Below are 25,962 nucleotides of genomic sequence, written 5' to 3' on the forward strand. Positions count from 1 at the left end.
CCGTCGTCTCGCTCTCCTTCATCCAGCGGCCGACATGGGCGGTCAGCGTTTCCAGCCCGTCGTCGGAGCCGGTGGCGGCGTTGATCAGCCGCGTCGCCTGCGGCGTCGACCAGCGCACCCGCCCGTCGCCGCGCACGGCGAGCAGGTGGCGGCCGGCGGCGTCGAGCGCCACCCGCGCGCTCTGGGCCGAGCGGGCATTGGTCAGGTGCACGCGGATGCGCGCCCGCAACTCGTCGATGTTGATCGGCTTGGTCAGATAGTCGACGCCGCCTGATTCCAGCGCGCGCACGACGTGCTCCGTCTCCGTCAGCCCGGTCATGAACACCACCGGCGTCTGGCTGACGGCCGGGTTCGCCTTGAGGCGCTCGCAGGTTTCAAATCCGTCGAGGCCCGGCATGACGGCGTCGAGCAGGATGATGTCGGGGGTGATCCGCTCGACGATCCCGAGCGCGGAGGTGCCCGAGGTGGCGATCAGCACCGAAAATCCCGATTGCTCCAGCGCCTCGGTCAGAAAACCGAGCGCCTCGGGGCTGTCGTCCACGAGGAGTACGATGTCGCGCGGGCCGGCTATCTCAGTCACGCGGTTCGGTCCTTTCTGCGGAAATGTTCTTCAGGAAGGCATCGTAGCCCGAAAGGTCGAAGGCCTGGACATAGTCCCTGAGCGCATCGGCGAACGGCTTGTGTTCGGGCGCCCGGGCGATCTCGGCGAGCTTGGCCTCGATGCCGCGGACATAGCCGATCTCGCCGAGCCGGATCAGTTCGGCGACGTGGGCGGGGCCGGGGTCGACGATCCGCCGCAGCGTTGCCGGAACGGGCTGGCCCGCCTGCGCGTCGGAGGTGATCCAGTCGAGCTTCAGGTGCAGTGCCAGCTTGTCGCAGAGCTGGCCGAGGTCGAACGGCTTGGCGATCGCGTCGTCGTGGCCGCCGCTGCCGCCCTGTGTCGAGCCGTCGCCGATATTCGCCGACAGCATGATGATCGGCGCGGTCTGCCCGGCGTCGCGCAACCGGTCCACGAGGTCCCAGCCGCTCATGCCCGGCATCTGGATGTCGATCAGGAACAGGTCCGGCCGCAGCGCCTCAGTCAGCGCCAGGCATTCGCCGCCGTCGCCGGCGGTCAGGACGTTGAAGCCGAGCGGGGCGAGCGTCTCGCCCATCAGGTTGCGATGGTCCTCGTTGTCGTCGACGACGAGGATGCTGCGCCGCCGCCCACCATAGCCGCGGATGCGGCTGGCCGGCTCCAGCAGGGTTTGCGGGCGGTCGACGGCTGACAGCATCAGCCGGACGCGGAAGGCGGTGCCGCGATCCTTGGCGCTCGTCACCGATATCTCGCCGCCGAGCGTCTGGGTCAGAAGCCGGGTGATGGTGAGCCCGAGGCCGAGGCCGGGCATGCGGCTTTGATGTTCCGCCGCGCCGCGCTGGAAGGGATCGAAGATGCGCGGCAGGTCCTTCTCCGCGATCCCGCGGCCGCTGTCCTCCACGGTGAAGGTCGCAACCTGGCTGCGGTAGCCGACGTCGAGGCGGATATGGCCGCTGTCGGTGAATTTCAGCGCATTGGAGACGAGGTTGACGAGGATCTGGCGCAGCCGTTTCTCGTCGGTGCGCACGATCTGGGGCAGGGAAGGGCTGCGGACATGCTCGAAGGCAACGCCCTTCGCCTGCGCCTGCGGCTTGAACATGTCGACGATCTGATCGAGGAAATCGTGGATGTTGATCTCGTTGGAATAGACCTGCAGCTTGCCGGCCTCGATCTTGGAAATATCCAGCAGCCCGTCGATCAGGCCGGACAGATGCTCGGCACTGCGGCGGATCACCTTCACAGCCGGCTGGCGCGGGGCAGGGATCGTCTCGTCGCGTTCAAGGAGCTGTGCATAGCCGAGCACGGCGTTCAGCGGCGTGCGCAGTTCGTGGCTGAGGCCTACGACGTAGCGGCTCTTGGCGCGGTTGGCGGCCTCGGCCGCCTCCTTCGCCTCCTGCAGAGCCGCGTCCGTCTTCTTGTGCGCCGCGATTTCCTTCAGGAGCAGCGTGTTCTGGCGGGACGATTCTTCCTCCGCCACCACCCGGCTGTCATGGGCGAGCACATAGAACCAGCAGACGACGCCGGCTGCGACCGCAAAGACGAAGAACACGATCGCGACCGTGCCCTCGACCACGGCCGCCGTTTCCGGCGAGGCGCCGCCGGCCTGGTGGGCGATCATCGCGAGGATGACGCCGATGCCGGCGATCGACAGCGCTGCGGAAAGCGCGTAGCGGCCGAGCCGGGTCTTCAGCTTGTCGACCACGGGCTCGGGAAGCACGGCGCGGGCGACATGGGCGGCCTGCGCATGGAAGCGCGCCTTCGGCTTGCACATGTCGTGGCAGCGGCTGTCGAGCGAACAGCAGAGCGAGCAGATCGGCGCGGCATAGGCCGGGCACCAGGCCATGTCTTCGGGCTCGAAGGGATGCTCGCAGATCGAGCAGGTGATGGTGTTTTCCAGGTGCCAGTTCCGCCGCGGCTTGCGGGCGAGATAGTATTTGCCCCCCGTCTTCCAGGCGATCAGCGGCGAGGCGACGAAGGCGGCGCCGGCGGCGATGTAGGGCGCGAGCGAGGCGGCGATGTCGCCGAAGGCGCCGAAATGGGCGATCAGCGCCAGGCTCGCGGAGAAGAACATCGCACCGAGGCCGACGGGATTGATGTCGTAGAGATGGGCGCGCTTGAACTCGATGCCGGGCGGCGACAGCCCGAGCGGCTTGTTGATGAAGAGATCGGCCGAGATCGTGCACAGCCAGGCCATGGCGATGATCGAGAAGATGCCGAGTGTCTCCTCCAGCAGCCGGTAGATGCCGAGCTCCATCAGCAGCAGCGCGATCGCCACGTTGAAGACGAGCCAGATGACGCGGCCGGGATGGCTGTGGGTCAGCCGCGAGAAGAAGTTCGACCAGGCGAGCGAGCCCGCATAGGCGTTCATCACGTTGATCTTCAGCTGCGAGACGACGACGAAGGCGACCATCAAAAGTAGCGTCGCCGTCTCCCATGGGATCATGTAGCCGAAGGCGGTGTAGTACATCTGCGCCGGGTCGGCCGCCCGGGTCGAGGGCACGCCCGAATTCAGCACCAGCACGACGAGGAAGGAGCCGGCCAGAAGCTTCGGCGCGCCCACCACGACCCAGCCCGAACCGGCGAGGAAGACGGCGATGCGGTGGCTGAGCTTGCGCTGCCCGTCCGGCGGCAGGAAGCGCAGAAAATCGACCTGCTCGCCGATCTGCGCCATCAGCGCGAATATGACGGCCGACGCCGCCCCGAACTCGACCAGGTGGAACGGCGCGATGGTGCCTGATGGCCCGGAAGCATGGTGGATACCGGAATAGGCGAGCCACTCGCCGAAGGCGTTCCAGTCGGCGAAGGCGATGAACACGAAGGGCAGGATGTTGAGCACGATCCAGAACGGCTGGGTGACCAGCTGGAACTTCGAGATCAGCCGCACGCCGTAGGTGACGAGCGGGATGACGGCGACCGAGCTGATGATGTAGCCGATCCACAGGGGGATGCCGAGCGCCAGCTCCAGCGCCCCCGACATGATCGAGGCCTCGATGGCGAACAGGATGAAGGTGAAGCTCGCATAGACGAGCGAGGTGATGGTCGAGCCGATATAGCCGAAGCTCGCACCCCGGGTGAGGAGGTCGATGTCGACGCCGTGGCGGATCGCGTAGCGGCTGATCGGCAGGCCGACGAGCAGGATCATCAGGCTGGCGACGAGGATCGCGGCGATCGCATTCGTCGTGCCGTAGGACATGGTGATCGTGCCGCCGATCGCCTCCAGCGCCAGAAACGAGATCGCCCCGATCGCCGTCTGCGAGATCCGCTCCGAGGAGAATCGCCGCGCGCTCTTGGCGGTGAACCGCAGCGCATAGTCCTCCAGCGTCTGGTCGGCGACCCAACGGTTGTACTGGCGCCGGACCGGTATGATGCGCTGGCGTGCGGCCATGGGCTTCCTTCGAGCGGGCGGGCAGACCCTGCCCGTGAGCCGGTCCTAGCACATCGCGGCGGCGGCGAGAATTGGTGCGCTGCGGCAGAGGTGCCGTTCTTTACCCCGGCGTCTACGTAGAATGACGTATGTGCACTGCAACGCGATCGTCCGATGATCCCTTGAGCAACGGCTAAGCGGCCAGACCGTCCGTTGTCCGTCAGAGCTAGAGGGGTTCACAACAATGACTATCAAGGCACGCCTGACCGGCGCATTTGTCGCCGCCGTTCTCTCCACCACGGCGCTCAACGGCGCTTTTGCGGCCGATGACACGATCAAGGTCGGCATCCTGCATTCGCTGTCCGGCACCATGGCGATCTCGGAAACGACGCTGAAGGACGCCATGCTGATGCTCATCGAGGAGCAGAACAAGAAGGGCGGCCTGCTCGGCAAGCAGCTCGAGGCCGTCGTCGTCGACCCGGCCTCCGACTGGCCGCTGTTTGCCGAAAAGGCGCGCGAGCTCGTCTCCGTCGACAAGGTCTCGGCCGTCTTCGGCTGCTGGACCTCGGTGTCGCGCAAGTCCGTGCTCCCGGTCTTCGAGGAGCTGAACTCGATCCTGTTCTACCCCGTCCAGTACGAGGGCGAGGAGAGCCAGCGCAACGTCTTCTATACCGGTGCCGCCCCCAACCAGCAGGCGATCCCGGCCGTGGACTACCTGATGGAGAACGAGGGCGTCGAGCGCTGGGTGCTCGCCGGCACCGACTACGTCTATCCGCGCACGACCAACAAGATCCTCGAGGCCTATCTGATCTCCAAGGGTGTCGCGCCCGAGGACATCATGATCAACTACACCCCGTTCGGCCATTCGGACTGGCAGACGATCGTCTCCGACATCAAGGGCTTCGGCTCGGCCGGCAAGAAGACGGCTGTCGTCTCCACCATCAACGGCGACGCCAACGTTCCCTTCTACAAGGAACTGGGCAACCAGGGCGTCAAGGCCGAAGACATCCCGGTCGTGGCCTTCTCGGTCGGTGAAGAGGAACTCGCCGGTCTCGACACTGCGCCGCTCGTCGGCCATCTCGCCGCCTGGAACTATTTCCAGTCCGTCGACAACCCGGCCAATGCCGAGTTCATCAAGACCTGGAAGGCCTACACTAAGAACGACAAGCGCGTGACCAACGACCCGATGGAAGCGCATTACATCGGCTTCAACATGTGGCTGAAGGCGGTCGAGAAGGCCGGCACGACAGACACCGACGCCGTCCTCGACGCGATGATCGGCGTCTCGGTCCCGAACCTTTCAGGCGGCTATTCGACGATGATGCCGAACCACCACATCACCAAGCCGGTGCTGATCGGCGAGATCCAGGCCGACGGCCAGTTCGAGACCGTCTGGGAGACCCCCGGCCTCGTGGTCGGCGACGAATGGTCGGACTACCTGCCGGACTCCAAGGACCTGATCTCCGATTGGCGCTCGCCGATGTCGTGCGGCAACTTCAACGTCGCCACCGGCAAGTGCGGCGGCAAGGGCTCCTGATCTGCCTGATGGGTCGGTCGGCCGCGCGGGATGTCCTGCGCGGCCGGCCGGATGCGTCCCGTCATCTCCGGTGGCGGGATGCATCCGGGCTTGAGGCTGCTTCCCTTGTCCCGTCCCTTGGGCGGAGGGTCGCAGCGGATCCGAACTGCCGGGCCGGCCATCGGCCGCCCGTCCTCGCCGCGGCCATGTTCGCGGCGCGGCCCTGACTGCACATGCCGGCCCCCGGAAACGGCAAGGCCCGGCTGGCAAGGATGATCTCATGTTGACGCGGCTAGCCTATCGATCGCTCCAGTCCCTGCTGGTGACCCTCTGCCTTCTGATCACCGTGTTTGCGACCGATCTGCGGGCGCAGGAAGACCTCCGCACGATGATCGACGCGCTCGGCGAAGGCAGTTTTGCAAAGACCATCGAGCAGGTGGAGGCGCTGGCGAGGACCGGCGATCCGAAGATCGTCCCCGCGCTGGAGGCGCTGGCTGCGGGCGACCTCTACCTGCGCAAGTCCGACAGGCAGGTGTTCCTGACGAAGCCGGCCGGCGGCAGCCTGACCCTCGTCGATCCGCTCACCGGCGCCGAGGCCGGCACCGAATCCGCAGGCGCACTCACGAAGATTCGCGTCAACAACAGCCTTCGTCGCGCGGTGCGCTCCGCCCTCGGCGGCCTGACGCTGATGAGCCCCGACGCCGGCGTCCGCCTGCAGGCGGCGCAGACCATGCTGCGCACGCCGTCCGCAGACGCGCTCGAACAGGTCGAGGCGGCGCTCGCCGCCGAAACCGATGCCAGGGTCAAGCCGGTGCTGGAGCGCGCCCGCGCCGCGGCCCTGCTCGTCTCCGACCGGCCGGACGACGAGAAGAAGGCGGCCGTGGCCGTTATCGCCGATGCAGGCGGACAGGATGCCCTGTCGCTCTTGTCGGCAGCCCTTTCTTCCGCCGACGACAATCTCCGCCCGGAACTCGAGGCCGCGATATCGAGCATCAAGGAGCGGCAGGCGCTGTGGTCGGCCGGCCAGAACGTCTGGTACGGCCTGTCGCTCGGCTCGGTGCTGCTGCTGGCTGCGATCGGCCTTGCCATCACCTTCGGCGTCATGGGCATCATCAACATGGCCCATGGCGAGATGGTGATGCTCGGCGCCTACACCACCTTTGTCGTGCAGGAGGTGATCCGCACCTCCTTTCCCGGCCTGTTCGACTGGTCGCTCGCGATCGCCCTGCCGCTCGCCTTCCTCGTCACCGGCGTGGTCGGGCTTGCGATCGAGCGCGGCGTCATCCGCTTCCTCTACGGCCGGCCGCTCGAGACCCTGCTCGCCACCTGGGGCATCTCGCTGATCCTGCAGCAGGCGGTGCGCACCATCTTCGGTCCGACCAACCGGGAGGTCGGCAATCCCTCCTGGATGTCCGGCGCCTTCGAACTCGGCGGGCTGACGATCACCTGGAACCGCCTCTGGATCATCGTCTTCTCTCTCGCCGTGTTCACGGCCCTCCTGTTCCTCCTCAAGAAGACGCCGATGGGCCTGCAGATGCGGGCGGTCACGCAGAACCGCCGCATGGCGTCTTCCATGGGCATCCGCACCCCCTGGGTCGATGCGCTGACCTTCGCGCTCGGCTCCGGCATTGCCGGCATCGCCGGCGTCGCGCTCTCGCAGATCGACAACGTCTCGCCGAACCTCGGCCAGGGCTACATCATCGACAGCTTCATGGTCGTGGTCTTCGGCGGCGTCGGCAATCTCTGGGGCACGCTGGTCGGTGCGTTCGCGCTCGGTATCCTCAACAAGTTCCTCGAGCCCTATGCGGGCGCGGTGCTCGGCAAGATTCTCGTGCTGGTGCTGATCATCCTGTTCATCCAGAAGCGGCCGCGCGGGCTGTTCGCACTCAAGGGAAGGGCGGTCGAAGCATGATCACCTCGTTTCTGCTCAAGTCCTTCGACCGCACGATCGTCATCGCCGTCGCGATCATCCTCGGGCTCGCCTTGATCGTGCCGGCGCTGAACCTGCTGACGTCGCCGGAGCATCCGCTGCATGTGCCGACCTATCTGGTGTCGCTGTTCGGCAAGTACCTGACCTATGCGCTGCTGGCGCTCGCACTCGACCTCGTCTGGGGCTTCTGCGGCATCCTCTCGCTCGGCCATGCCGCCTTCTTCGCGCTCGGCGGCTATGCCATGGGCATGTACCTGATGCGCCAGATCGGCGCCCGCGGCTCCTACGGCAATCCGCTGCTGCCGGACTTCATGGTCTTCCTCAACTGGAAGGAACTGCCCTGGTTCTGGTACGGCTTCGACATGTTCTGGTTCGCCGCCCTGATGGTGGTGCTGGTGCCGGGCCTGCTCGCCTTCGTCTTCGGCTGGTTCGCCTTCCGCTCGCGCGTCAACGGCGTCTATCTGTCGATCATCACCCAGGCGATGACGTTCGCGCTCCTGCTCGCCTTCTTCCGCAACGACATGGGCTTCGGCGGCAACAACGGCCTGACCGACTTCAAGGACATCCTCGGCTTCAACATCCAGGCCGACGGCACCCGCGCCGCCCTGTTCGCTGCATCGGCAGTGGCGCTCGCCGCCTCCCTGATCCTCACCTCGGGCATGGTCCGCTCGAAATACGGCAAGATCCTCGTCGGCGTGCGCGACGCCGAGAGCCGCACCCGCTTCCTCGGTTACCGCGTCGAGCACTTCAAGCTCTTCGCCTTCACCGTCTCGGCGATGATGGCGGGGGTCGCCGGCGCGCTCTACGTGCCGCAGGTCGGCATCATCAATCCCGGCGAGTTCGATCCGGCCAATTCCATCGAGGTCGTCATCTGGACCGCGGTCGGCGGCCGCGGCACGCTGATCGGCCCGATCATCGGCGCCGTCCTCGTCAACGGCGGAAAGAGCGTCTTCACCGCGGCGTTTCCCGAGTTCTGGCTGTTCGCGCTCGGCGGCCTGTTCGTCCTCGTCACCCTGTTCCTGCCGAAGGGCATCGTCGGCACGGTGCAGGCGTGGCGGGCAAAGCGGAAGGACTATCGCAAGGCGGCAGCCGACGAGGCGGCAAGGGGCCAGAGCGTGGCCAAACCTGTGGCGGCGGAGTAAGCGACATGAACGAGAAGAAACCCACCAGCCTGCTCTATCTCGACGGCGTCTCCGTCTCCTTCGACGGCTTCAAGGCGCTGAATTCGCTGTCCTTCGTCATCGAGCCGGGCGAACTGCGCGCCATCATCGGCCCGAACGGCGCCGGCAAGACGACGATGATGGACATCATCACCGGCAAGACCCGGCCGGACAGCGGCGAAGTGTTCTTCAAGGGCGATATCGACCTGACCCGGCGCGACGAGGCGGAGATCGCCCAGCTCGGCATCGGCCGCAAGTTCCAGAAGCCGACGGTGTTCGAGAGCCACACCGTGTGGGACAATCTGGAGTTGTCCCTGAACCGCAAACGCGGCGTCTTCGCTACCCTTTTCTACCGGATGACGGCGGAGGACAACGCCCGCATCGAGGAGATCCTGTCGACGGTGCGCCTGTCGAACCGCAAGAACGACCTCGCCGCGAGCCTGAGCCATGGCCAGAAGCAGTGGCTGGAGATCGGCATGCTGCTCGCGCAGGAGCCGGAACTCCTGCTGGTCGACGAGCCGGTGGCCGGGATGACCGATGCCGAGACGGCGGAGACGGCGGTGCTGTTGAAGGAGATCGCGAAGACGCGCTCGGTCGTCGTCGTCGAGCACGACATTGGCTTCATCCGCGAACTCGGCGTCAAGGTGACGTGCCTGGCGGAAGGCTCGGTCCTGGCGGAAGGCTCGATCGACTTCGTCAGCGCCGATCAGAAGGTGATCGAGAACTATCTGGGGCGGTGAGGGTTCGGCCGGCGGAACTTGCCCCTCACCCCAGCCCTCTCCCCGCAAGCGGGGAGAGGGGACGCAGTCCCGCCTTCACGATCCGGGTGGGGCGGGGCGGCCTATGTCCTTCTCCCCGCTTGCGGGGAGAAGGTGGCGGCAGCCGGATGAGGGGCAAACGAACGATGAGAAGAGAAGTGCCATGCTGACAGTCGAAAACGCCAGTCTCCACTACGGCGCCGCCCAGGCGCTGCGCGGCATCTCGCTTTCGGCCGAGATGGGCAGGATCACCTGCGTGCTCGGCCGCAACGGTGTCGGCAAGTCGAGCCTCTTGCGCGCCGTCACCGGCCAGCACCCGCTATCGTCGGGCAGCGTCAGCTTCAACGGCGTGGCGCTGAACGGAATGGCGCCCTACAATCGCGCCAAGCAGGGCATCGGCTATGTGCCGCAGGGGCGCGAGATCTTTCCGCTGCTGACGGTCAAGGACAATCTGGAGAGCGGCTATGCGCCGCTGAGGCGGGCCGACCGCTCGATCCCCGACGATATCTTCAGCCTGTTCCCGGTGCTGCAGACCATGCTCGGCCGCCGCGGCGGCGATCTCTCCGGCGGCCAGCAGCAGCAGCTTGCGATCGGCCGGGCGCTGGTGACGCGGCCGAAGATCCTGGTACTCGACGAGCCGACCGAGGGCATCCAGCCGTCGATCATCAAGGACATCGGCCGGGCGATCAAGTACCTGCGCGATTCCACCGGCATGGCGATCCTGCTTGTGGAGCAATACCTTGATTTCTGCCGTGAGCTTGCGGATCACGTCTACATCATGGATCGTGGCGAGATCGTGCACGAGGGGCCGGCCGAGACGCTGGATACGCCCGAGGCACGGCGGCACCTGACGGCCTGACGGCTTGCGTATCGACATGGTCGACGGAACAGCCACCATCGCAGAGGCCGGAGGCTGCAGCCGGAGAACCGACGTGACGATGCAAGCGACGATCGCTCCCCAGCGCGCCCGCGGATCGGGACGTCTTTCGACCCGGGCCCGCGACGGGCGCACACGCCTCCAGACGTTCTACCAGGAAGGCTGCGCCAAGATCCGGCTGCCCGAAACCTTCGATGCGGGGATGGAGGCGGTGCTGATCAACACCTCCGGCGGGCTTACGGGCGGGGACGCCGTCGACTGGTCCTTCGAAGCGGGCGAGGCGACGCAACTGACGCTGACCACGCAGGCCTGCGAGAAGATCTACAAGGCCGCCGCGGGCACCGCTTCGGTCGGCACGCGCATTGTCGTCGGCGCCGGCGCGCGGGTGGACTGGCTGCCGCAGGAGACGATCCTGTTCGACCGCGCCGCGCTTTCCCGGACGCTGACGGTCGATCTCGCGCCGGATGCCGAATTCGTCGCGGTCGAGGCGGTGCTGCTCGGCCGCAGGGCGATGGGGGAGACGGTGGCGAACGGCCTCTTCCGCGACCGCTGGCGGATCCGCCGCGCCGGCCGGCTGATCCATGCCGAGGAGGCGCTCCTGTCCGGCGCCATTGCGGAGCAGGCCTTGCAGCCAGCGGTCCTTGCCGGGGCAGGGGCCTTTGCCACGCTCCTCTATTGCGGCGTGCGGGCGGAGGCGATGCTCGCCGGAACCCGCGCGCTGCTCGGCGAGGCGTTCGCCGGCGCAAGCCATTGGCAGGACAAGCTGGTAGTGCGCATGACCGCGGCTGACGGCTTCGCCATGCGAAAAACCCTCATCCCGGTCATTTCGCACTTGCGCAACGGCGCCGGCCTGCCGAAAGTCTGGACTCTGTAGGATGAAACGGACGAGCCCTCCATGAACCTGACCCCCCGCGAAAAAGACAAGCTGCTGATCTCGATGGCGGCCATCGTCGCCCGCCGGCGCCTGGAGCGCGGCGTGAAGCTCAACCATCCCGAGGCGATCGCGCTGATCACCGATTTCGTGGTGGAAGGCGCGCGCGACGGCCGCTCGGTCGCAGACCTGATGGAGGCCGGCGCCCATGTCGTCGGCCGCGACCAGGTGATGGAAGGCATCGCCGAGATGATCCACGACATCCAGGTCGAGGCGACCTTTCCGGACGGCACCAAGCTCGTGACCGTCCACGAACCGATCCGCTGACAGGCACGGAGGAGGAAAACGATGATCCCCGGTGAAGTCATCGCCGCAAGCGGCGATATCGAACTCAATGCCGGCCTGCCGGTCACGGAACTGGACGTCTCCAATACCGGCGACCGGCCGATCCAGGTCGGCAGCCACTATCATTTCTACGAGACCAACGCCGGCCTCGCCTTCGACCGCGACAGGGCCCGGGGCCTGCGGCTCGACATTCCGGCCGGGACGGCGGTGCGCTTCGAGCCGGGCCAGACCCGCACGGTGCGGCTGGTCCCCTTTGCCGGCAAGCGCGAGATCTACGGTTTCCGCCAACAGGTCATGGGAGGATTGTGATATGGGAATGGCGCACTACCGCGGCAGTTGCCAGTGCGGCGCTGTCTCTTTCGAGGCCGATGTCGATCTCGACAGGACGATCGTCTGCAACTGCTCGCGCTGCAAGCGGCTCGGCTCCGTGCTTGCGTTCACGGCGCGCGAGGCGTTCACGCTGAAGTCGGGCGAGGAGAACCTGTCGGAGTATCTCTTCAACAACAGGACGGTGCATCACCTCTTCTGCAAGACCTGCGGCATCCAGGGCTTCGCCTATGGCGACAAGCCGGACGGCGCGTCCATGGTCGCGATCAACGTCAATTGCCTGGAAGGCGTGAACCCCCGCGCGCTTGCCTCCCACGCCCATGACGGCGCATCGGCGTGAGCGTCGCATGAAGGGAGGAAGGCGATGACGAAGGCCGGAATTCTGACGATGCTGTGCGGCTGCGTCCTTTTGATGGACGCCCCGGCCTCGGGCGGGGACGCACTGCCGGCCGACTGCAATGACGCCATGACGCAGATGGACATGAACGCCTGCGCGGCCGCCGACTACGAGAAGGCGGACAAGGCCCTGAACGCGCGGTGGCTGGCGACGAAAAAGGCCGCGGCCGCATGGGACCGTCGCGCCAGGTCTGAAGAGCAGCCGCGCGGCGCCGAGGACCACCTGCTGAAGGCCCAGCGCGCCTGGCTCGCCTATCGCGACAGCCAGTGCGCGGCGGAGGGCTTCACGGTCGGGGGCGGATCGATGCAGCCGATGGTCGTCTCCGCCTGCCTGGCGGACCTGACCCGCAAGCGGACCGAGGAACTCGCGACGCTTGCGGACAGCTTCGGGAACTGACGGGCGGGACGGGATGGGGCGGCGCATCGTGATCGTGGGAAACGGACAGGTGGCGGAGGGCGCGGACGCAGTGATCGACGCTGCCGATTTCGTCGTCCGTTTCAACCTGAGCCGCAATACCGGGCAGTCGGGCACGCGCACCGATGCGGTCGCCGTCTGCAACACCGGGCGTCCGGCAAACGAGATGCTGGATGGTCCCGAATGGCGCGAGAGCGCCCCGGTCCTGGCCAGCCGCGAGATCTGGTCGGTGCGGGACCCGGAGAAGTTCGCGCGCCTGCGTCCGCAACTGGCCGTGACCCATCCCGAACTCGACGACTTCTGCGACGACCGCACCGATGATTTTGCCCGGTTCGCGGCCGCAAGCGGCAAGCGGCACCGGATCGTTCCCGCAGCCGCGCACGAGGCGGCCGATGCCGCGCTGGCGGCACATTCGCCCGGCGCCTACGTGGTGCCGAGCAGCGGCCTCGTCACGCTGTTTCATGTCCTCTCCGCAACCGAATTTTCCGGCTCGGAGGTCGTGCTCGCCGGTTTCGGCCACGAGGGCTGGGACGGTCATCCCTTCGCCGCCGAGCGCCGCCTCGTCGCCGGCCTCGCCGCCGAGGGGCGCCTGCGCCTCCTGGCCACCTCTTCGCCTTCGCTCTCTCCCTCCCAAGGAGCCTGATCCATGTCCTACAGGATGTCCCGCGCCTCTTACGCCTCCATGTTCGGCCCGACCACCGGCGACAGGGTGCGGCTTGCCGATACCGAGCTCTTCATCGAGGTGGAGAAGGACTTCACCACCTATGGCGACGAGGTGAAGTTCGGCGGCGGCAAGGTCATCCGTGACGGCATGGGCCAGAGCCAGGCGACGCGCGGCGAGGGCGCGGTCGACACCGTCATCACCAACGCGCTGATCGTCGACCATAGCGGCATCTACAAGGCCGACGTCGGCCTCAAGGACGGCCGCATCCACGCGATCGGCAAGGCGGGCAATCCCGATACCCAGCCGGGCGTCACCATCATCGTCGGTCCGTCCACGGAAGCCATTGCCGGCGAGGGCAGGATCCTGACGGCCGGCGGCATGGACGCGCACATCCACTTCATCTGCCCCCAGCAGATCGAGGAGGCGCTGATGAGCGGCGTCACCACCATGCTCGGCGGCGGCTCCGGCCCGGCGCACGGCACGCTCGCCACCACCTGCACCGGCGCCTGGCACATCGAGCGGATGATCGAGAGCTTCGAAGCCTTCCCGATGAACCTCGCACTCGCCGGCAAGGGCAACGCCTCGCTGCCGGCACCGCTGGAGGAGATGATCCTCGCCGGCGCCTCGTCGCTGAAGCTGCACGAGGACTGGGGAACGACGCCGGCCGCGATCGACAACTGCCTGACGGTGGCCGATGCCTTCGACGTGCAGGTGATGATCCACACCGATACGCTGAACGAGAGCGGCTTCGTCGAGGACACGGTCGCCGCCATCAGGGGGCGCACCATCCATGCCTTCCACACCGAAGGGGCGGGCGGCGGCCATGCGCCCGACATCATCAAGGTCTGCGGTCATCCGAACGTCATCCCGTCCTCGACCAACCCGACGCGACCCTACACGGTCAACACGCTGGCCGAGCACCTCGACATGCTGATGGTCTGCCATCACCTGTCGCCGTCGATCCCCGAGGACATCGCCTTTGCCGAAAGCCGCATCCGCAAGGAGACGATTGCGGCCGAAGACATCCTGCACGATATCGGCGCGTTTTCGATCATCTCCTCCGACAGCCAGGCGATGGGACGCGTCGGCGAGGTGGCGATCCGCACCTGGCAGACGGCCGACAAGATGAAGCGCCAGCGCGGCAAGCTGAAGGAAGAGACCGGAGACAACGACAATTTCCGCGTCCGCCGCTACATCGCCAAGTACACGATCAACCCGGCGATCGCCCACGGCGTTTCCCACGAGATCGGCTCGGTCGAGGTCGGCAAGCGCGCCGACCTGGTGCTCTGGAACCCGGCCTTCTTCGGCGTAAAACCGGAAATGGTGCTGCTCGGCGGCTCGATTGCGGCAGCCCCCATGGGCGACCCGAACGCCTCGATCCCGACGCCGCAGCCGATGCACTACCGGCCGATGTTCGCCGCCCACGGCAAGCTGCGCACCAGTTCGTCGGTCACCTTCGTCTCCCAGGCCTCGCTCGACGGGGGGCTGGCGCGCCGCCTCGGCGTCGACAAGAAGCTGGTGGCGGTAAGGAACGTCCGCGGCGGCATTTCCAAGGCCTCGATGATCCACAATTCCGCGACCCCGCATGTCGAGGTCGATCCGGAGACCTACGAGGTGCGGGCGGACGGCGAACTGCTCACCTGCGAGCCGGCGACGGTACTGCCGATGGCGCAGCGCTATTTCCTGTTCTGAGGCGGCTTGCGTTCGTTGTCGCCTGCGGGCGACGGCGTGTACGGTCGCCAGCCTCTGGAAACTGCATCCGCGGGCGCGTAACCTTATCCCCGACCCATGTCATTCGACCGGAGATTCCCATGCAGCACGTCCATTCCTATCGCCCGGCCGGCGAGGTGTCCGATCCGCCGATGGACACCGTCACCTTGCCCTCGCACCTGCGCCACCTGCGCCGCAAGGTCCTGCACCTGTCCAATGGCGACATGGTGATGCTCGACCTCAAGGAAGCGGTGCTGTTCCACCACGGCGACCGGCTGGTGCTCGACAACGGCGACACGGTCGAAATCCACGCAGCCCCCGAGAAGCTCTTCGCGATCAAGGGCCTCGGCACGCTGCATCTGATCGAACTCGCCTGGCATCTCGGAAACCGCCACCTTTCGGCGCAGATCGAGGAGACGCGCATCCTCGTGCCGCGCGACCACGTCATCCGCGGCATGCTGGAGGGGCTGGGGGCGACGGTGGAGGAGGTCGAGGAGCCGTTCCATCCGGCGCGCGGGGCCTATCACGCGTATGGCAGTCACGATCACGGCCACAGTCACGATCACGGGCACGGCCATCATCACGCCCATGACTGATCCTCGATGAGCGGGGAATTCGATACCCGCGCGCTGCTGCGGCTGATGGCGTGGCTGTCGCCGGCCTTCCCGATCGGCGGCTTTGCCTGGTCCGGCGGGCTGGAGCGGGCCGTGCACGACGGGCAGGTCGAAGATGCGGCTGGCCTGTCGGGCTGGCTGTCGACACTCCTGCGGCATGGTTCGCTCTGGAACGATGCGGTGCTGTTCGCCGAAGCCTGGCGGATGTTTGAAAGCGGCGAGGCCTTGCGGGAGGTCGCGGAACTGGGGCTGGCCCTGGCCGGCTCGGGGGAGCGGCACGCCGAAACCCTCTCGCTCGGCACGGCCTTCGTTGCGGCGGCGTCGGCCTGGCCGGATCCGGTGTTCGATCGCCTGCCGGAGGCGGTGAATTTCCCCGTCGCCGTGGGGGCCGTGGCAGCCGCACATGGCGTACCCGTCGACGATGCGCTCGCCGCCTACCTGCACGCCGCGATCTCGCAGTCCGTCTCGGCCGGAATCCGGCTCGGCGTCTGCGGGCAGGCGGAGGGGGTGGCCATCCTCGCCGCCCTCGAGTACGCACTGGCCGGGACGGCGCAACGCGCCGGGCGGTCCACGCTCGACGATCTCGGCGGTGCGGCGATCCACGCGGAGATCGCCTCGCTCAAACACGAAACACAGAATTCGCGGCTTTTCCGCTCCTGAAGGCGGGTCCAAGCGGCGCATCGACCATGGAAAGGAACAGCAAATGAAATCGGCAAACGGCCCCTTGCGCGTCGGCATCGGCGGCCCCGTCGGCTCGGGCAAGACGGCGTTGACGGAGAAGCTCTGCAAGGCGATGCGCGAGCGTTATTCGGTCGCCGTCGTCACCAACGACATCTATACCCGCGAGGATGCCGAGGCGCTCGTGCGCATGCAGGCGCTGTCGTCGGACCGCATCATCGGCGTGGAGACCGGCGGCTGCCCGCACACGGCGATCCGCGAGGACGCGACGATCAACCTGCAGGCGATCGCCGACCTCAACCGGAAATTCCCCGATCTCGACGTCGTCTTCATCGAATCGGGCGGTGACAACCTGGCGGCGACGTTCTCGCCCGACCTCGCCGACATCACCATCTATGTCATTTCCACCTGCCAGGGCGAGGAGATCCCGCGCAAGGGCGGCCCGGGCATCACCCGCTCCGATCTTCTGGTGATCAACAAGAAGGACCTCGCCCCCCATGTCGGCGCCGATCTCGACGTGATGGACCGCGACGCCACCCGCATGCGCGACGCCAGGCCGTTCGTCTTCACCGACATGAAGCGCGGCGAGGGGATCGAGCGGATCGTCGACTTCCTGACGATCGAGGGCGGCCTGGCCTGAGCCGCGCACGACCGGATGGGCGCCGATTCCGGGACCTCCCTCAAGGGCTGGAACGATCGGACGACAAACAGTGTCCCGCATCGAGCAGGGTTGGAAAAAGTGGGGTAAAAAGAGCGAAAAAATTCAGCAAGATCAATGCTGGAAAATCGGAGTGGTGCCCCCACCAGGACTCGAACCCGGGACCCCCTGATTACAAATCAGGTGCTCTACCAACTGAGCTATAAGGGCACTCGGCACGGAGTTAGCACATTCCGGCGGGCTGTAAAGCGAAAAAGCGGCCCTCAGGTGCTCCAATCGGTCATGGACGGCGATTGCGGGATTGCTTCCTTGCAGAGCTCGACGGTGCGGGGCAGAACCTCGGCGAGGTAGTCGATGAGCGCGCGGACGGCGGGCAGCATGCCGTGGCGCGAGGTGAAGGCGGCGTGCATGCTCTGTTCGGGCGAACTCCACTCGGGCAGCACCGGCACGAGCAAGCCCGCCCGAAAACCGCGTTCGACGATGTTGTCGGGCAGAAGACCGATGCCTACCCCCTCGATCGCGGCACGCTCCAGCATGCCGAACTCCACGGAGGAGAGGGTGGGGATATGGGCGATGTCGCAGACCTCGCCGGCCGCGTTCATGAGCGACCAGACAGCCCGGCCGGTATGCTCCTGTATGGCGAGCGTCGGCAGTTTCGGGAGGTCTTCCAGCACGATCGGCCCGTGCGCGGCAACGAAGGAAGGGCTCGCCGCCAGGAACTGGCGCGTGCTGGTGAACTTGCGGACGACGACCGACTGGTCGCCGTCATAGCTCTCCCGCACCCTGAGGGCGACGTCGATCCGCTCCTCGATCAGGTCGACCGGCCGGTTGGTCATCACGACGGCGAGCCGGACTTGCGGATAGCGCTTCAGGAAGGTCGGCAGGATGTGGGCCATCATCGGGGCGAAGCCCGGCGGCATCGACAGGCGGATCGGCCCCGCCGGTTCCGACTTGGCGGCGGCGACGATCGTTTCCGCTTCGTCGACGCCGGCAAGGATCGTCTCGCAGCGCTCGTAGAAGGTCTGGCCGATGTCGGTGACCCTGAGCTTGCGGGTGGAGCGTTCCAGCAGGCGCACGCCGAGCCGGTCTTCCAGCTGCGCGACGCGCTTGGAGATCTTCGATTTCGGCACGCCGAGCGCGGTGGCGGCGGCGGTGAAACCCTTGTTCTTCACCACCGCGGCGAACAGGGCGAGATCGTTGAGGTCTTGCATGGCCAAACTCCAGGGCGCCTTCGATTTCCTCTTATTGTTTCCCTCAGGAAACAGTCAATTGAAAATTGGCCGGCTAATCCTTCGATTGTTTTCAGGACATATAGTTTCCAACGAAACGCATTTTCAGAGGTACCACACCATGAACGTCCTCCACATCGACTCCGGCATCCTCGGCGACCACTCCGTCTCCCGCCGCCTGACCGCAGCGATCGCAGCCCAGGTCAGGGCCGATCAGCCCGATGCCACGATCACCTACCGCGACCTCGTCGCCGACGCACTTCCGCACCTGACCGGCGCCCACCTGATGGCTGCCAATGCCAAGCCGGAAGAACTCGACAGCAAGGTTGCCGACGACGTCGCCACCAGCGCAGCCGTGCTCGAGGAGTTCCTGGCCGCCGATACCGTCATCGTCGGCGCGCCGATGTACAATTTCTCGCTGCCGAGCCAGTTGAAGGCCTGGATCGACCGCATCGCGGTCGCCGGCAAGACCTTCCGCTACGGTGAGAACGGTGCCGAAGGCCTCGCCAAGGGCAAGAAGGTGATCGTCGTCTCCACGCGCGGCGGCCACTACAGCTCCGGCCCGGCAGCGATCATGGATCATCAGGAGAGCTACCTGACCGCCGTCTTCGGCTTCCTCGGCATCACCGACGTCGAGTTCGTCCGCGCCGAAGGCCTGAACCTCGGCGACGTCTCCAAGGCGTCGGCGATCTCCGAGGCCGAGCGCAACATCACCGGTCTCGGCAAGCTGCAGCTCGCAAGCTAAACCGCCGTCCCTGAACAACCGAAAGCCCGTCGGGATCTCCCCCGGCGGGCTTCGTTTGTCGGCACACGCGCCAGGGCCGGATCGTGCTAGCTGCCGAATCGCGATCCGGCCGGCATCGCGATCGGTGCTCGACAGGCGGAAATATCGGTCTAGACTCCACCGACATGCCAGGAAGCAGGCCAGGGAACAGGGGAGATCGCCGATGCGCCTCTTGTCTTGCATGCTGCTCGGTGCGGCTGTCCTGATCGTGCCGGCATGGGCTGCGGCCGGGCCGCCCGATGCCCGTTGCACCTGCCGCAATCGCGACGGAATCAGGCATGCGCTCGGCGCAGTCGTCTGTCTCAGCGTCGACGGGCGCAAGTATCTCGCCCGATGCGAGATGGTGCTGAACGTCACCAGCTGGCAGAAGGTGCAGGACGGCTGCCCGGTGGCGGCAAGGGTCGGTCCGCTTCCTTCGATGCCCTACGACGTACAATGACCGAAGAGCCTCTGCCGCAGCCTCTACCTCAGTCGCTTCGGCTCGCGGGACCTTTCCGGAGAGTGTTCCGCTTGTGCCCCGCTCGCTTCTACCGGGCCAGGTACTGGCGCGCGGCATAGAGCGCGACGGCCGCCGCATTGGAGACGTTCAGAGACTTGATCGCGCCGGGCATGTCGAGGCGGGCGAGCGCCTTGCAGGTTGCCCGGGTCTTCTGCCGCAGGCCCTTGCCCTCCGATCCCAGCACCAGCGCCACCTTCTCGCCCGCCAGCGTCGCCTCGAAGGGCTCCGGGCCCTCCGAATCGAGCCCGACCGAATAGAAGCCGTGCGAATGCAGTTCCTCGAGTGCGTCGGCGAGGTTGGTGATCTGGATATAGGGGATGAGCTCGAGCGCGCCGGAGGCGGATTTCGCCAGCACGCCCGATTCGGTCGGCGAATGCCGCATGGTGGTGATCACGGCGCCGGCGCCGAAGGCGACGGCGGTACGCAGGATCGCCCCGACATTGTGCGGGTCCGTGACTTGGTCCAGCACCAGGATCAGCGGGCTTTCCTTCAGGGCTCCGAGCCTGCGCACGGGCAGCGGCCGCGTCTCCAGCATCACGCCCTGGTGGATCGCATCCGGCCCGAGCACCCTGTCGATATCGGACGGCAGCACGGTGTCGACCGGGTAGGGCAGGGTGGACGGATCGGGCAGGTCCAGTCGCTGCGCGGCGTTTTTGGTGACCGACAGCCTGATGACCTGCCGCTCGGGATTGTCCAGCGCCGCGCGCACCGTATGCAGCCCGTAGAGCAGCACCTGGTCGGGGACGAGCGACGGCGCCTTCCAGTCCTCCGCCTGCCTGTGGCGGCGGTCGGCCTTCGGCGTCGGAATTTCGCCGCGCTCGCGCCGCTGGTCGCGGTGCGCCCGGCGCAGCTTGGCGTAATGGGTATCCTTGGCGTTCTTGCCGCCTGCATCGTCCTTGCTCATGCCGCCTTATAGCCCCCGGCGCGAAATCCGCAAATCCAATGATCGCGGCGGTCGCGCCGGAGCCGTCGTATTTTTCCCAACTTTTTCCAAAGGGCCGTGTTGACAGGAAGAAACGGGCCGGTCATATACCCGGCGCAGACCGAAAGGGCGCCTCGCTTCGGCAGAAAACGCGCTTCGTTCTGAAATGCTTGGTCGCTTGATCCCGACAGAAAAATGGAGGGATGCCCGAGTGGTTAAAGGGGACGGACTGTAAATCCGTTGGCTCAGCCTACGTTGGTTCAAATCCAACTCCCTCCACCATTCTGTTGGTACGGATCGAACGCCGCGGGTATAGCTCAATGGTAGAGCAGCAGCCTTCCAAGCTGAATACGCGGGTTCGATTCCCGCTACCCGCTCCAGTCTTTTCAATCGCATAGCTATACCGCGTGTCACGATCTCGTCAGCACGCTGCACGTCGTTCCAGATGCGCTCCCTGGCGAGACGCATCCGCCTTGGCGGCGTCGCGTTCTTCTCAGGCCGAGTCCATTTCGCGCAGGGCGGCGGCCAGCGCTTTCGCCGCCGGCAGTTGCCGCGTCTGCATTTCCGCCTGGAGCCAGCCGAAATGCACCATGCGGATCTCCACCGGCACCTTCTCGAGGCCCAGCCCGATGGCGGCGGCCAGGCGGTGCTTGCCCGAGGTGTGGCGGACGAGCCGCCCGTCCTTGTCGATCGCCACGCCGATGTCGCGCTCCACGAAGTCCAGCCAGAACGAGCGCGCCCGACGCGGCTGCTGGCCGCTGCTCGCCGCGCGCTGGAAGCGGTTACGCGGTAGGATGCCGGTGCGATCGATGTTGTCGATCAGGTCGGCATAGTAGCGGAAATAGGCGTCGAGCTTGCCCACGGTGTCGATCGGCCGGCCGTTGCGCCGTGGCGGCTGGCCCTCGGCGATCTGGCGCAGGTAGGTCCGGTAGCGCTTGCCGTCGCGGAAATTGTCCCGCGTCCGGCAGATCTCGACGATCTCGCGATGCGCCGGCGAGCGCCGCAGCGGCGACAGCCGCTCCTGCCAGTCCCCGGCGTCGAGGAAGCTCTCGCCGATCCAGTGCCATCCGTCGGCATCGACATATTTTTCGTCGAGCCGGTGGGTCAGGATCCGCGGATCGATCTGAAGAAACAGGCTGCCGCCGAAATGTGCTGCCGCCTGCCGTGGCGATACCGCCCGCCCGCCGCGCTGCGCCAGTTGCGCGACGGCCCGGTCGAACCGCTGCGGAAAGGCGAACCAGGCGGCGACCGACGGCAGGAAGAGATGGTCGAGCGCCTGCGCCATGAGCCCGGGACGGAGGTGGCGGGTCGAGGGCGCTGACCCGGCCGCGGCCGGACGAGCCGACCCGGTCGCCCGATGCTCGCCCCCGGACCCGGCCGGTGAAGGCGGAATCACGCGAGATCTCGTATCTGCAGAATCCATGGGTGGAAGTGTCCCATGGGAGCCTGATGGCCGCAACCGGCGATTTAGCCGTCAGGCGACCGCTGCGGTCCGGAGCGGTACGGCCGGATGGCCATGAACCTGTTTTTGAGAGCCAGGATGAACAAGCGGCGGCAACTGAGCGCGTTCTATGCGGAAATGCGGGGCAAAGCGGTGCTCGGAAGGCTGGCTGGATGAACGCCAGGAGGTGTCCGGCTGTGGCGGTCGACGGCTGCCGGTTGCCGATGGATTTAGCGCTTGCGCATTCCTTGCGAAAGCCTTAAACGGCTGCCAAACCGGGAAGGGCCGGTTAAGCCCAAAGTTCGTTCACAGGAAGAATAGACATGGCAAAAGGTAAGTTTGAGCGCAACAAGCCTCACGTAAACATCGGCACGATCGGCCACGTTGACCATGGCAAGACGTCGCTGACGGCGGCGATCACGAAGTACTTCGGCGAGTTCAAGGCGTACGACCAGATCGACGCGGCTCCGGAAGAAAAGGCGCGCGGCATCACCATCTCGACGGCCCACGTCGAATACGAGACGCCGAACCGTCACTATGCGCACGTCGACTGCCCCGGCCACGCCGACTACGTCAAGAACATGATCACCGGTGCTGCCCAGATGGACGGCGCGATCCTCGTCTGCTCGGCCGCCGACGGCCCGATGCCGCAGACCCGCGAGCACATCCTGCTGGCCCGCCAGGTCGGCGTTCCCGCGATCGTGGTGTTCCTGAACAAGGTCGACCAGGTCGACGACGCCGAACTGCTCGAGCTCGTCGAGCTGGAAGTTCGCGAACTGCTGTCGTCCTACGACTTCCCGGGCGACGACATTCCGATCGTCAAGGGTTCGGCTCTGGCCGCTCTGGAAGATTCGGACAAGAAGATCGGTGAAGACGCGATCCGCGAGCTGATGGCAGCGGTCGACGCCTACATCCCGACGCCTGAGCGTCCGATCGACCAGCCGTTCCTGATGCCGATCGAAGACGTGTTCTCGATCTCGGGCCGCGGTACGGTCGTGACCGGTCGCGTCGAGCGCGGCATCGTCAAGGTCGGCGAGGAAATCGAGATCGTCGGCATCCGTCCGACGACGAAGACGACCTGCACCGGCGTCGAGATGTTCCGCAAGCTGCTCGACCAGGGCCAGGCCGGCGACAACATCGGCGCGCTGCTGCGCGGCGTCGACCGCAATGGTGTCGAGCGTGGCCAGATCCTGTGCAAGCCGGGTTCGGTCAAGCCGCACAAGAAGTTCAAGGCCGAAGCCTACATCCTGACGAAGGAAGAAGGCGGCCGTCACACGCCGTTCTTCACCAACTACCGTCCGCAGTTCTACTTCCGCACCACCGACGTGACGGGCATCGTCACGCTTCCGGAAGGCACGGAAATGGTGATGCCGGGCGACAACGTCACGGTTGACGTCGAGCTGATCGTTCCGATCGCGATGGAAGAAAAGCTGCGCTTCGCGATCCGCGAAGGCGGCCGCACCGTCGGCGCCGGCATCGTCGCTTCCATCGTCGAGTAATCTCGACGGGGCGACGAGGGCGAAAGCTGCCGACGGCGAAGAAGTGGGGCAAATGGCGCGCAAGCGCGATTTGCCCGCGGCGCCGGCATCGTCGCCTCGATCGTCGAGTAATCTCGGCGGGGCGAATCGTCGCCTGAAAGATGATAATGGGGAGGCCTCGTGGGTGACCGCGGGGCCTTCCTCTTTTTATTCCTGGCCCCTGGAAACGGTGAGGGCTGTGGAGGGGCGGGGCCTGACCTGTCGCGGGCCCGCGTGCGGGCTTTCCACGCAGAAATTTCGCTTTTCTCTGAAAGGCGCTTGTCATCGCCGGGCAAGTTGAATAATAAGCCGCTGTCCCGACGCGATTGCCGCATTTGCAGGCGCCGCAGCGGAGATAAAGGGGTATAGCTCAGTTGGTAGAGCGGCGGTCTCCAAAACCGCAGGTCGGGGGTTCGAGCCCCTCTGCCCCTGCCATTCGCCAGCCTGCGCAGGCTCTTGCGGCGGCGGCAGGATGGCGACGGACCGGTTTCCGGTCCAATTTCATGAAAAGCGCGTTTGCCTCTTGTGAAAAGAAGAATCGCGCTTTATGTAGGGTCAAACAGACACGCGGTGCGTGGGGCTGATCATTCGGCTTTACGCGCCGTAATGGCGTGAGCATTCAATGGCATCCAAGACGAACCCGATAGCGTTTCTGCAGCAAGTCCGCTCTGAAGCGTCCAAAGTGACTTGGCCGTCGCGGCGCGAGACGACGATCTCGACCGTCATGGTTTTCGTCATGGTATTCCTCGCTGCGATTTTCTTCTTTGCGGCGGATCAGCTCATGGGATGGCTGATCGGCCTGATCCTGAACGTCGGCGCGTAATCGGGTGGAGATCAGCATGGCTTCGCGTTGGTATATCGTTCACGCCTATTCGAATTTCGAGAAGAAGGTTGCCGAATCGATCGAGGAGAAGGCTCGCCAGAAGGGGCTTGAGCATCTGTTCGAGAAGATCCTGGTGCCGACCGAGAAGGTGGTGGAAGTGCGTCGCGGCCGCAAGGTCGATGCCGAGCGCAAGTTCTTCCCCGGCTACGTTCTGGTTCGTGCGAACCTGACGGACGAGGCCTATCACCTGATCAAGAATACGCCGAAGGTCACGGGCTTCCTCGGCTCCGACAACAAGCCGGTGCCGATTCCCGATCACGAGGCCGAGCGTATCCTCGGTCAGGTTCAGGACGGCGTCGATCGGCCGAAGCCCTCGATTTCCTTCGAGATCGGCGAGCAGGTCCGGGTTTCGGACGGTCCGTTCGCCTCGTTCAACGGAACGGTTCAGGACGTCGACGAGGAGCGTTCGCGCCTCAAGGTGGAAGTGTCGATCTTCGGTCGCGCCACCCCGGTCGAGCTGGAATACGCTCAGGTCGAGAAAATCTGATCATCGGCGCCGCAGGACATCGTTCCGCGGCGCCCGTCGAATTCCGGCGCCTGACGGTGCCGGCCGCGGGGTGACCCGCAAATCGCGTGGAAGGGCAGGCGTCTACCAAAGCCGGGCGCCAACGACCGCACCACGCAACCGCAGCCGCCAGGGTCCTCTCGGGGATGCTGGCAAGGATGACCGGGAAACCGGTCTCACCAAAGTAGAGGCAGAGAGAAATGGCTAAGAAAGTTGCAGGCCAGCTCAAGCTGCAGGTTCCGGCAGGATCGGCGAACCCGTCCCCGCCAATCGGACCTGCGCTCGGTCAGCGTGGCATTAACATCATGGAATTCTGCAAGGCGTTCAATGCCGCCACGCAGGAAATGGAAAAGGGTATGCCGATCCCGGTCGTCATCACCTACTACCAGGACAAGTCCTTCACCTTCATCATGAAGCAGCCGCCGGTCAGCTACTTCCTCAAGAAGGAAGCTGGCCTGAAGTCGGGTTCCAAGACCCCCGGCAAGGCCAAGGCAGGCTCGATCACCGAGGCGCAGGTCCGCAAGATCGCGGAAGCCAAGATGAAGGACCTGAATGCCGCCGACGTTGAAGGCGCAATGGCGATGGTTGCGGGTTCGGCCCGTTCCATGGGCCTGGAAGTGGTAGGTTAAGACGATGGCTGGCAAGCGTACCAAGAAGATCAACGAAGGCGTTGATCCCACCAAGCTCTATGCTCTCGACCTCGCCATCGGCATGGTCAAGGAGCGGGCTGTCGCCAAGTTCGACGAGACGGTCGAAGTCGCCATGAACCTCGGCGTCGACCCGCGCCACGCAGACCAGATGGTCCGCGGCGTGGTCAACCTGCCGAACGGCACGGGCCGTGACGTTCGCGTCGCCGTCTTCGCCCGCGGCGCCAAGGCCGACGAAGCCAAGGCTGCCGGCGCAGACGTCGTCGGCGCCGAAGACCTGGTCGAGATCGTCCAGGGCGGCAAGATCGATTTCGATCGCTGCATCGCCACCCCGGACATGATGCCGCTCGTCGGCCGCCTCGGTAAGGTCCTCGGCCCGCGCGGCATGATGCCGAACCCGAAGGTCGGAACCGTCACCATGGACGTCGCCGGTGCCGTCAAGGCATCCAAGGGCGGCGCCGTCGAGTTCCGCGTCGAGAAGGCTGGTATCGTCCATGCCGGTATCGGCAAGGCTTCCTTCGACGCCAAGGCGCTCGAAGAGAACATCAAGGCCTTCGCCGACGCCGTCATCAAGGCGAAGCCGACCGGGGCCAAGGGCAACTACGTCAAGCGCGTGGCGATCTCTTCGACGATGGGCCCGGGCGTCAAGATCGACCCGGCGACCGTCGCCTGAGT

Annotated in this window: 26 protein-coding genes, 4 tRNA genes and 1 pseudogene; 25 read left to right on the top strand and 6 right to left on the bottom strand. The window is 65.8% G+C overall.

From position 1 onward, the window contains the following. Nucleotides 1–48: 48 nt before the first annotated feature. A pseudogene (locus LQK81_RS26415) lies at nt 49–580 on the bottom strand (response regulator); the annotation flags it as partial. Then, nucleotides 573–3,962 (bottom strand): hybrid sensor histidine kinase/response regulator, encoded by a 3,390-nt coding sequence (locus tag LQK81_RS04890; protein WP_230803937.1) that lies wholly within the window; start codon nt 3,960–3,962, stop codon nt 573–575. The pseudogene LQK81_RS26415 and the gene LQK81_RS04890, both read right to left, overlap by 8 nt. A 223-nt stretch (nt 3,963–4,185) precedes the next feature. On the opposite strand from LQK81_RS04890, the gene urtA reads away from it, so the two are divergent. The 15 genes from urtA (at nt 4,186) to ureG (ending at nt 16,842) form a co-directional block, all read left to right on the top strand. Then, complete coding sequence (gene urtA, locus LQK81_RS04895; protein ID WP_230803938.1) at nt 4,186–5,478, top strand: urea ABC transporter substrate-binding protein; 1,293 nt, start codon at nt 4,186–4,188, stop codon at nt 5,476–5,478. 259 nt (nt 5,479–5,737) lie between these two features. Next, nucleotides 5,738–7,369: an urea ABC transporter permease subunit UrtB gene (urtB, locus tag LQK81_RS04900; protein WP_230803939.1), complete on the top strand. Its 1,632-nt coding sequence runs from the start codon at nt 5,738–5,740 to the stop codon at nt 7,367–7,369. Beyond that, complete coding sequence (urtC, locus tag LQK81_RS04905) at nt 7,366–8,529, top strand: urea ABC transporter permease subunit UrtC (RefSeq protein ID WP_230803940.1); 1,164 nt, start codon at nt 7,366–7,368, stop codon at nt 8,527–8,529. The genes urtB and urtC overlap by 4 nt, the downstream gene beginning before the upstream one ends. 5 nt (nt 8,530–8,534) lie before the next feature. Next, nucleotides 8,535–9,287 carry an urea ABC transporter ATP-binding protein UrtD gene (gene urtD, locus LQK81_RS04910; RefSeq protein WP_230803941.1) on the top strand — a complete coding sequence of 251 codons (753 nt, stop codon included), beginning with the start codon at nt 8,535–8,537 and terminating at the stop codon, nt 9,285–9,287. A 181-nt stretch (nt 9,288–9,468) separates the two neighbouring features. Continuing rightward, the gene (gene urtE / locus LQK81_RS04915; protein WP_230803943.1) at nt 9,469–10,164 is read left to right on the top strand and encodes an urea ABC transporter ATP-binding subunit UrtE; all 696 of its coding nucleotides are present in this window, start codon (nt 9,469–9,471) and stop codon (nt 10,162–10,164) included. Between the two features lie 73 nt (nt 10,165–10,237). Next, on the top strand, nt 10,238–11,056 hold the full coding sequence (locus tag LQK81_RS04920) for an urease accessory protein UreD (protein ID WP_230803944.1): 819 nt from the start codon (nt 10,238–10,240) through the stop codon (nt 11,054–11,056). Between the two features lie 21 nt (nt 11,057–11,077). Continuing rightward, the gene (locus LQK81_RS04925) at nt 11,078–11,380 is read left to right on the top strand and encodes an urease subunit gamma (RefSeq protein ID WP_230803947.1); all 303 of its coding nucleotides are present in this window, start codon (nt 11,078–11,080) and stop codon (nt 11,378–11,380) included. Nucleotides 11,381–11,401: 21 nt separating this feature from the next. Continuing rightward, nucleotides 11,402–11,707, top strand: a complete 306-nt coding sequence (locus tag LQK81_RS04930; RefSeq protein WP_230803948.1) for an urease subunit beta — start codon at nt 11,402–11,404, stop codon at nt 11,705–11,707. A 1-nt stretch (nt 11,708) separates the two neighbouring features. Further along, entirely contained in the window at nt 11,709–12,065 is a 357-nt protein-coding gene (locus LQK81_RS04935) for a GFA family protein (RefSeq protein WP_230803949.1), read from the top strand. A 24-nt stretch (nt 12,066–12,089) separates the two neighbouring features. Further along, a complete protein-coding gene (locus LQK81_RS04940; protein WP_230803950.1) occupies nt 12,090–12,518 on the top strand; it encodes a lysozyme inhibitor LprI family protein in 429 nt (142 codons plus the stop codon). A gap of 13 nt (nt 12,519–12,531) precedes the next feature. Continuing rightward, complete coding sequence (locus LQK81_RS04945; RefSeq protein ID WP_230803953.1) at nt 12,532–13,179, top strand: Urease operon accessory protein; 648 nt, start codon at nt 12,532–12,534, stop codon at nt 13,177–13,179. A gap of 3 nt (nt 13,180–13,182) precedes the next feature. Then, nucleotides 13,183–14,892, top strand: coding sequence for an urease subunit alpha (ureC, locus tag LQK81_RS04950; protein WP_230803955.1), 1,710 nt, complete (start codon nt 13,183–13,185; stop codon nt 14,890–14,892). 119 nt (nt 14,893–15,011) lie between these two features. Further along, nucleotides 15,012–15,506, top strand: a complete 495-nt coding sequence (ureE, locus tag LQK81_RS04955) for an urease accessory protein UreE (RefSeq protein WP_230803957.1) — start codon at nt 15,012–15,014, stop codon at nt 15,504–15,506. A 6-nt stretch (nt 15,507–15,512) separates the two neighbouring features. Further along, nucleotides 15,513–16,184: an urease accessory protein UreF gene (locus tag LQK81_RS04960; RefSeq protein ID WP_230803960.1), complete on the top strand. Its 672-nt coding sequence runs from the start codon at nt 15,513–15,515 to the stop codon at nt 16,182–16,184. 43 nt (nt 16,185–16,227) lie between these two features. Continuing rightward, nucleotides 16,228–16,842 carry an urease accessory protein UreG gene (gene ureG / locus LQK81_RS04965; protein ID WP_230803962.1) on the top strand — a complete coding sequence of 205 codons (615 nt, stop codon included), beginning with the start codon at nt 16,228–16,230 and terminating at the stop codon, nt 16,840–16,842. Between the two features lie 152 nt (nt 16,843–16,994). Here the strand turns inward: ureG and LQK81_RS04970 are convergent. Both LQK81_RS04970 and LQK81_RS04975 read right to left on the bottom strand, forming a co-directional pair. After that, nucleotides 16,995–17,070: transfer RNA gene (locus tag LQK81_RS04970), tRNA-Thr, on the bottom strand. Nucleotides 17,071–17,123: 53 nt separating this feature from the next. Beyond that, nucleotides 17,124–18,071, bottom strand: coding sequence for a LysR family transcriptional regulator (locus LQK81_RS04975; protein ID WP_230803965.1), 948 nt, complete (start codon nt 18,069–18,071; stop codon nt 17,124–17,126). 139 nt (nt 18,072–18,210) lie between these two features. On the opposite strand from LQK81_RS04975, the gene LQK81_RS04980 reads away from it, so the two are divergent. Then, complete coding sequence (locus tag LQK81_RS04980) at nt 18,211–18,834, top strand: FMN-dependent NADH-azoreductase (protein ID WP_230803967.1); 624 nt, start codon at nt 18,211–18,213, stop codon at nt 18,832–18,834. Nucleotides 18,835–19,036: 202 nt separating this feature from the next. After that, complete coding sequence (locus LQK81_RS04985; RefSeq protein WP_230803969.1) at nt 19,037–19,312, top strand: hypothetical protein; 276 nt, start codon at nt 19,037–19,039, stop codon at nt 19,310–19,312. A gap of 88 nt (nt 19,313–19,400) precedes the next feature. Here the strand turns inward: LQK81_RS04985 and LQK81_RS04990 are convergent, their stop codons facing one another. Beyond that, a complete protein-coding gene (locus tag LQK81_RS04990) occupies nt 19,401–20,276 on the bottom strand; it encodes a TrmH family RNA methyltransferase (RefSeq protein WP_230803971.1) in 876 nt (291 codons plus the stop codon). A 215-nt stretch (nt 20,277–20,491) separates the two neighbouring features. Here LQK81_RS04990 and LQK81_RS04995 point away from each other — a divergent pair. Together LQK81_RS04995 and LQK81_RS05000 are read left to right on the top strand one after the other, a co-directional pair. Beyond that, nucleotides 20,492–20,576 (top strand) — tRNA-Tyr (locus LQK81_RS04995). Nucleotides 20,577–20,600: 24 nt separating this feature from the next. Next, a tRNA-Gly gene (locus LQK81_RS05000) sits at nt 20,601–20,674 on the top strand. Between the two features lie 113 nt (nt 20,675–20,787). Here LQK81_RS05000 and LQK81_RS05005 read toward each other — a convergent pair. Then, entirely contained in the window at nt 20,788–21,579 is a 792-nt protein-coding gene (locus LQK81_RS05005) for a hypothetical protein (protein WP_230803973.1), read from the bottom strand. 479 nt (nt 21,580–22,058) lie between these two features. On the opposite strand from LQK81_RS05005, the gene tuf reads away from it, so the two are divergent. The 6 genes from tuf to rplA all read left to right on the top strand — a co-directional run bounded on the left by tuf (nt 22,059) and on the right by rplA (nt 25,960). Then, on the top strand, nt 22,059–23,234 hold the full coding sequence (tuf, locus tag LQK81_RS05010) for an elongation factor Tu (protein ID WP_230803975.1): 1,176 nt from the start codon (nt 22,059–22,061) through the stop codon (nt 23,232–23,234). 377 nt (nt 23,235–23,611) lie between these two features. Then, nucleotides 23,612–23,687 (top strand) — tRNA-Trp (locus LQK81_RS05015). A gap of 187 nt (nt 23,688–23,874) precedes the next feature. Continuing rightward, a complete protein-coding gene (gene secE / locus LQK81_RS05020; RefSeq protein ID WP_112600304.1) occupies nt 23,875–24,075 on the top strand; it encodes a preprotein translocase subunit SecE in 201 nt (66 codons plus the stop codon). Nucleotides 24,076–24,091: 16 nt separating this feature from the next. Next, complete coding sequence (gene nusG / locus LQK81_RS05025; protein WP_183806002.1) at nt 24,092–24,622, top strand: transcription termination/antitermination protein NusG; 531 nt, start codon at nt 24,092–24,094, stop codon at nt 24,620–24,622. Nucleotides 24,623–24,840: 218 nt separating this feature from the next. Then, nucleotides 24,841–25,269 (top strand): 50S ribosomal protein L11, encoded by a 429-nt coding sequence (gene rplK / locus LQK81_RS05030; RefSeq protein WP_230803978.1) that lies wholly within the window; start codon nt 24,841–24,843, stop codon nt 25,267–25,269. A gap of 4 nt (nt 25,270–25,273) precedes the next feature. Further along, on the top strand, nt 25,274–25,960 hold the full coding sequence (gene rplA / locus LQK81_RS05035) for a 50S ribosomal protein L1 (RefSeq protein WP_230803980.1): 687 nt from the start codon (nt 25,274–25,276) through the stop codon (nt 25,958–25,960). The last annotated feature ends 2 nt before the right edge of the window (nt 25,961–25,962 follow it).

This window comes from Rhizobium sp. GN54 (genome assembly GCF_021026345.1).
GTDB lineage: Bacteria > Pseudomonadota > Alphaproteobacteria > Rhizobiales > Rhizobiaceae > Mycoplana.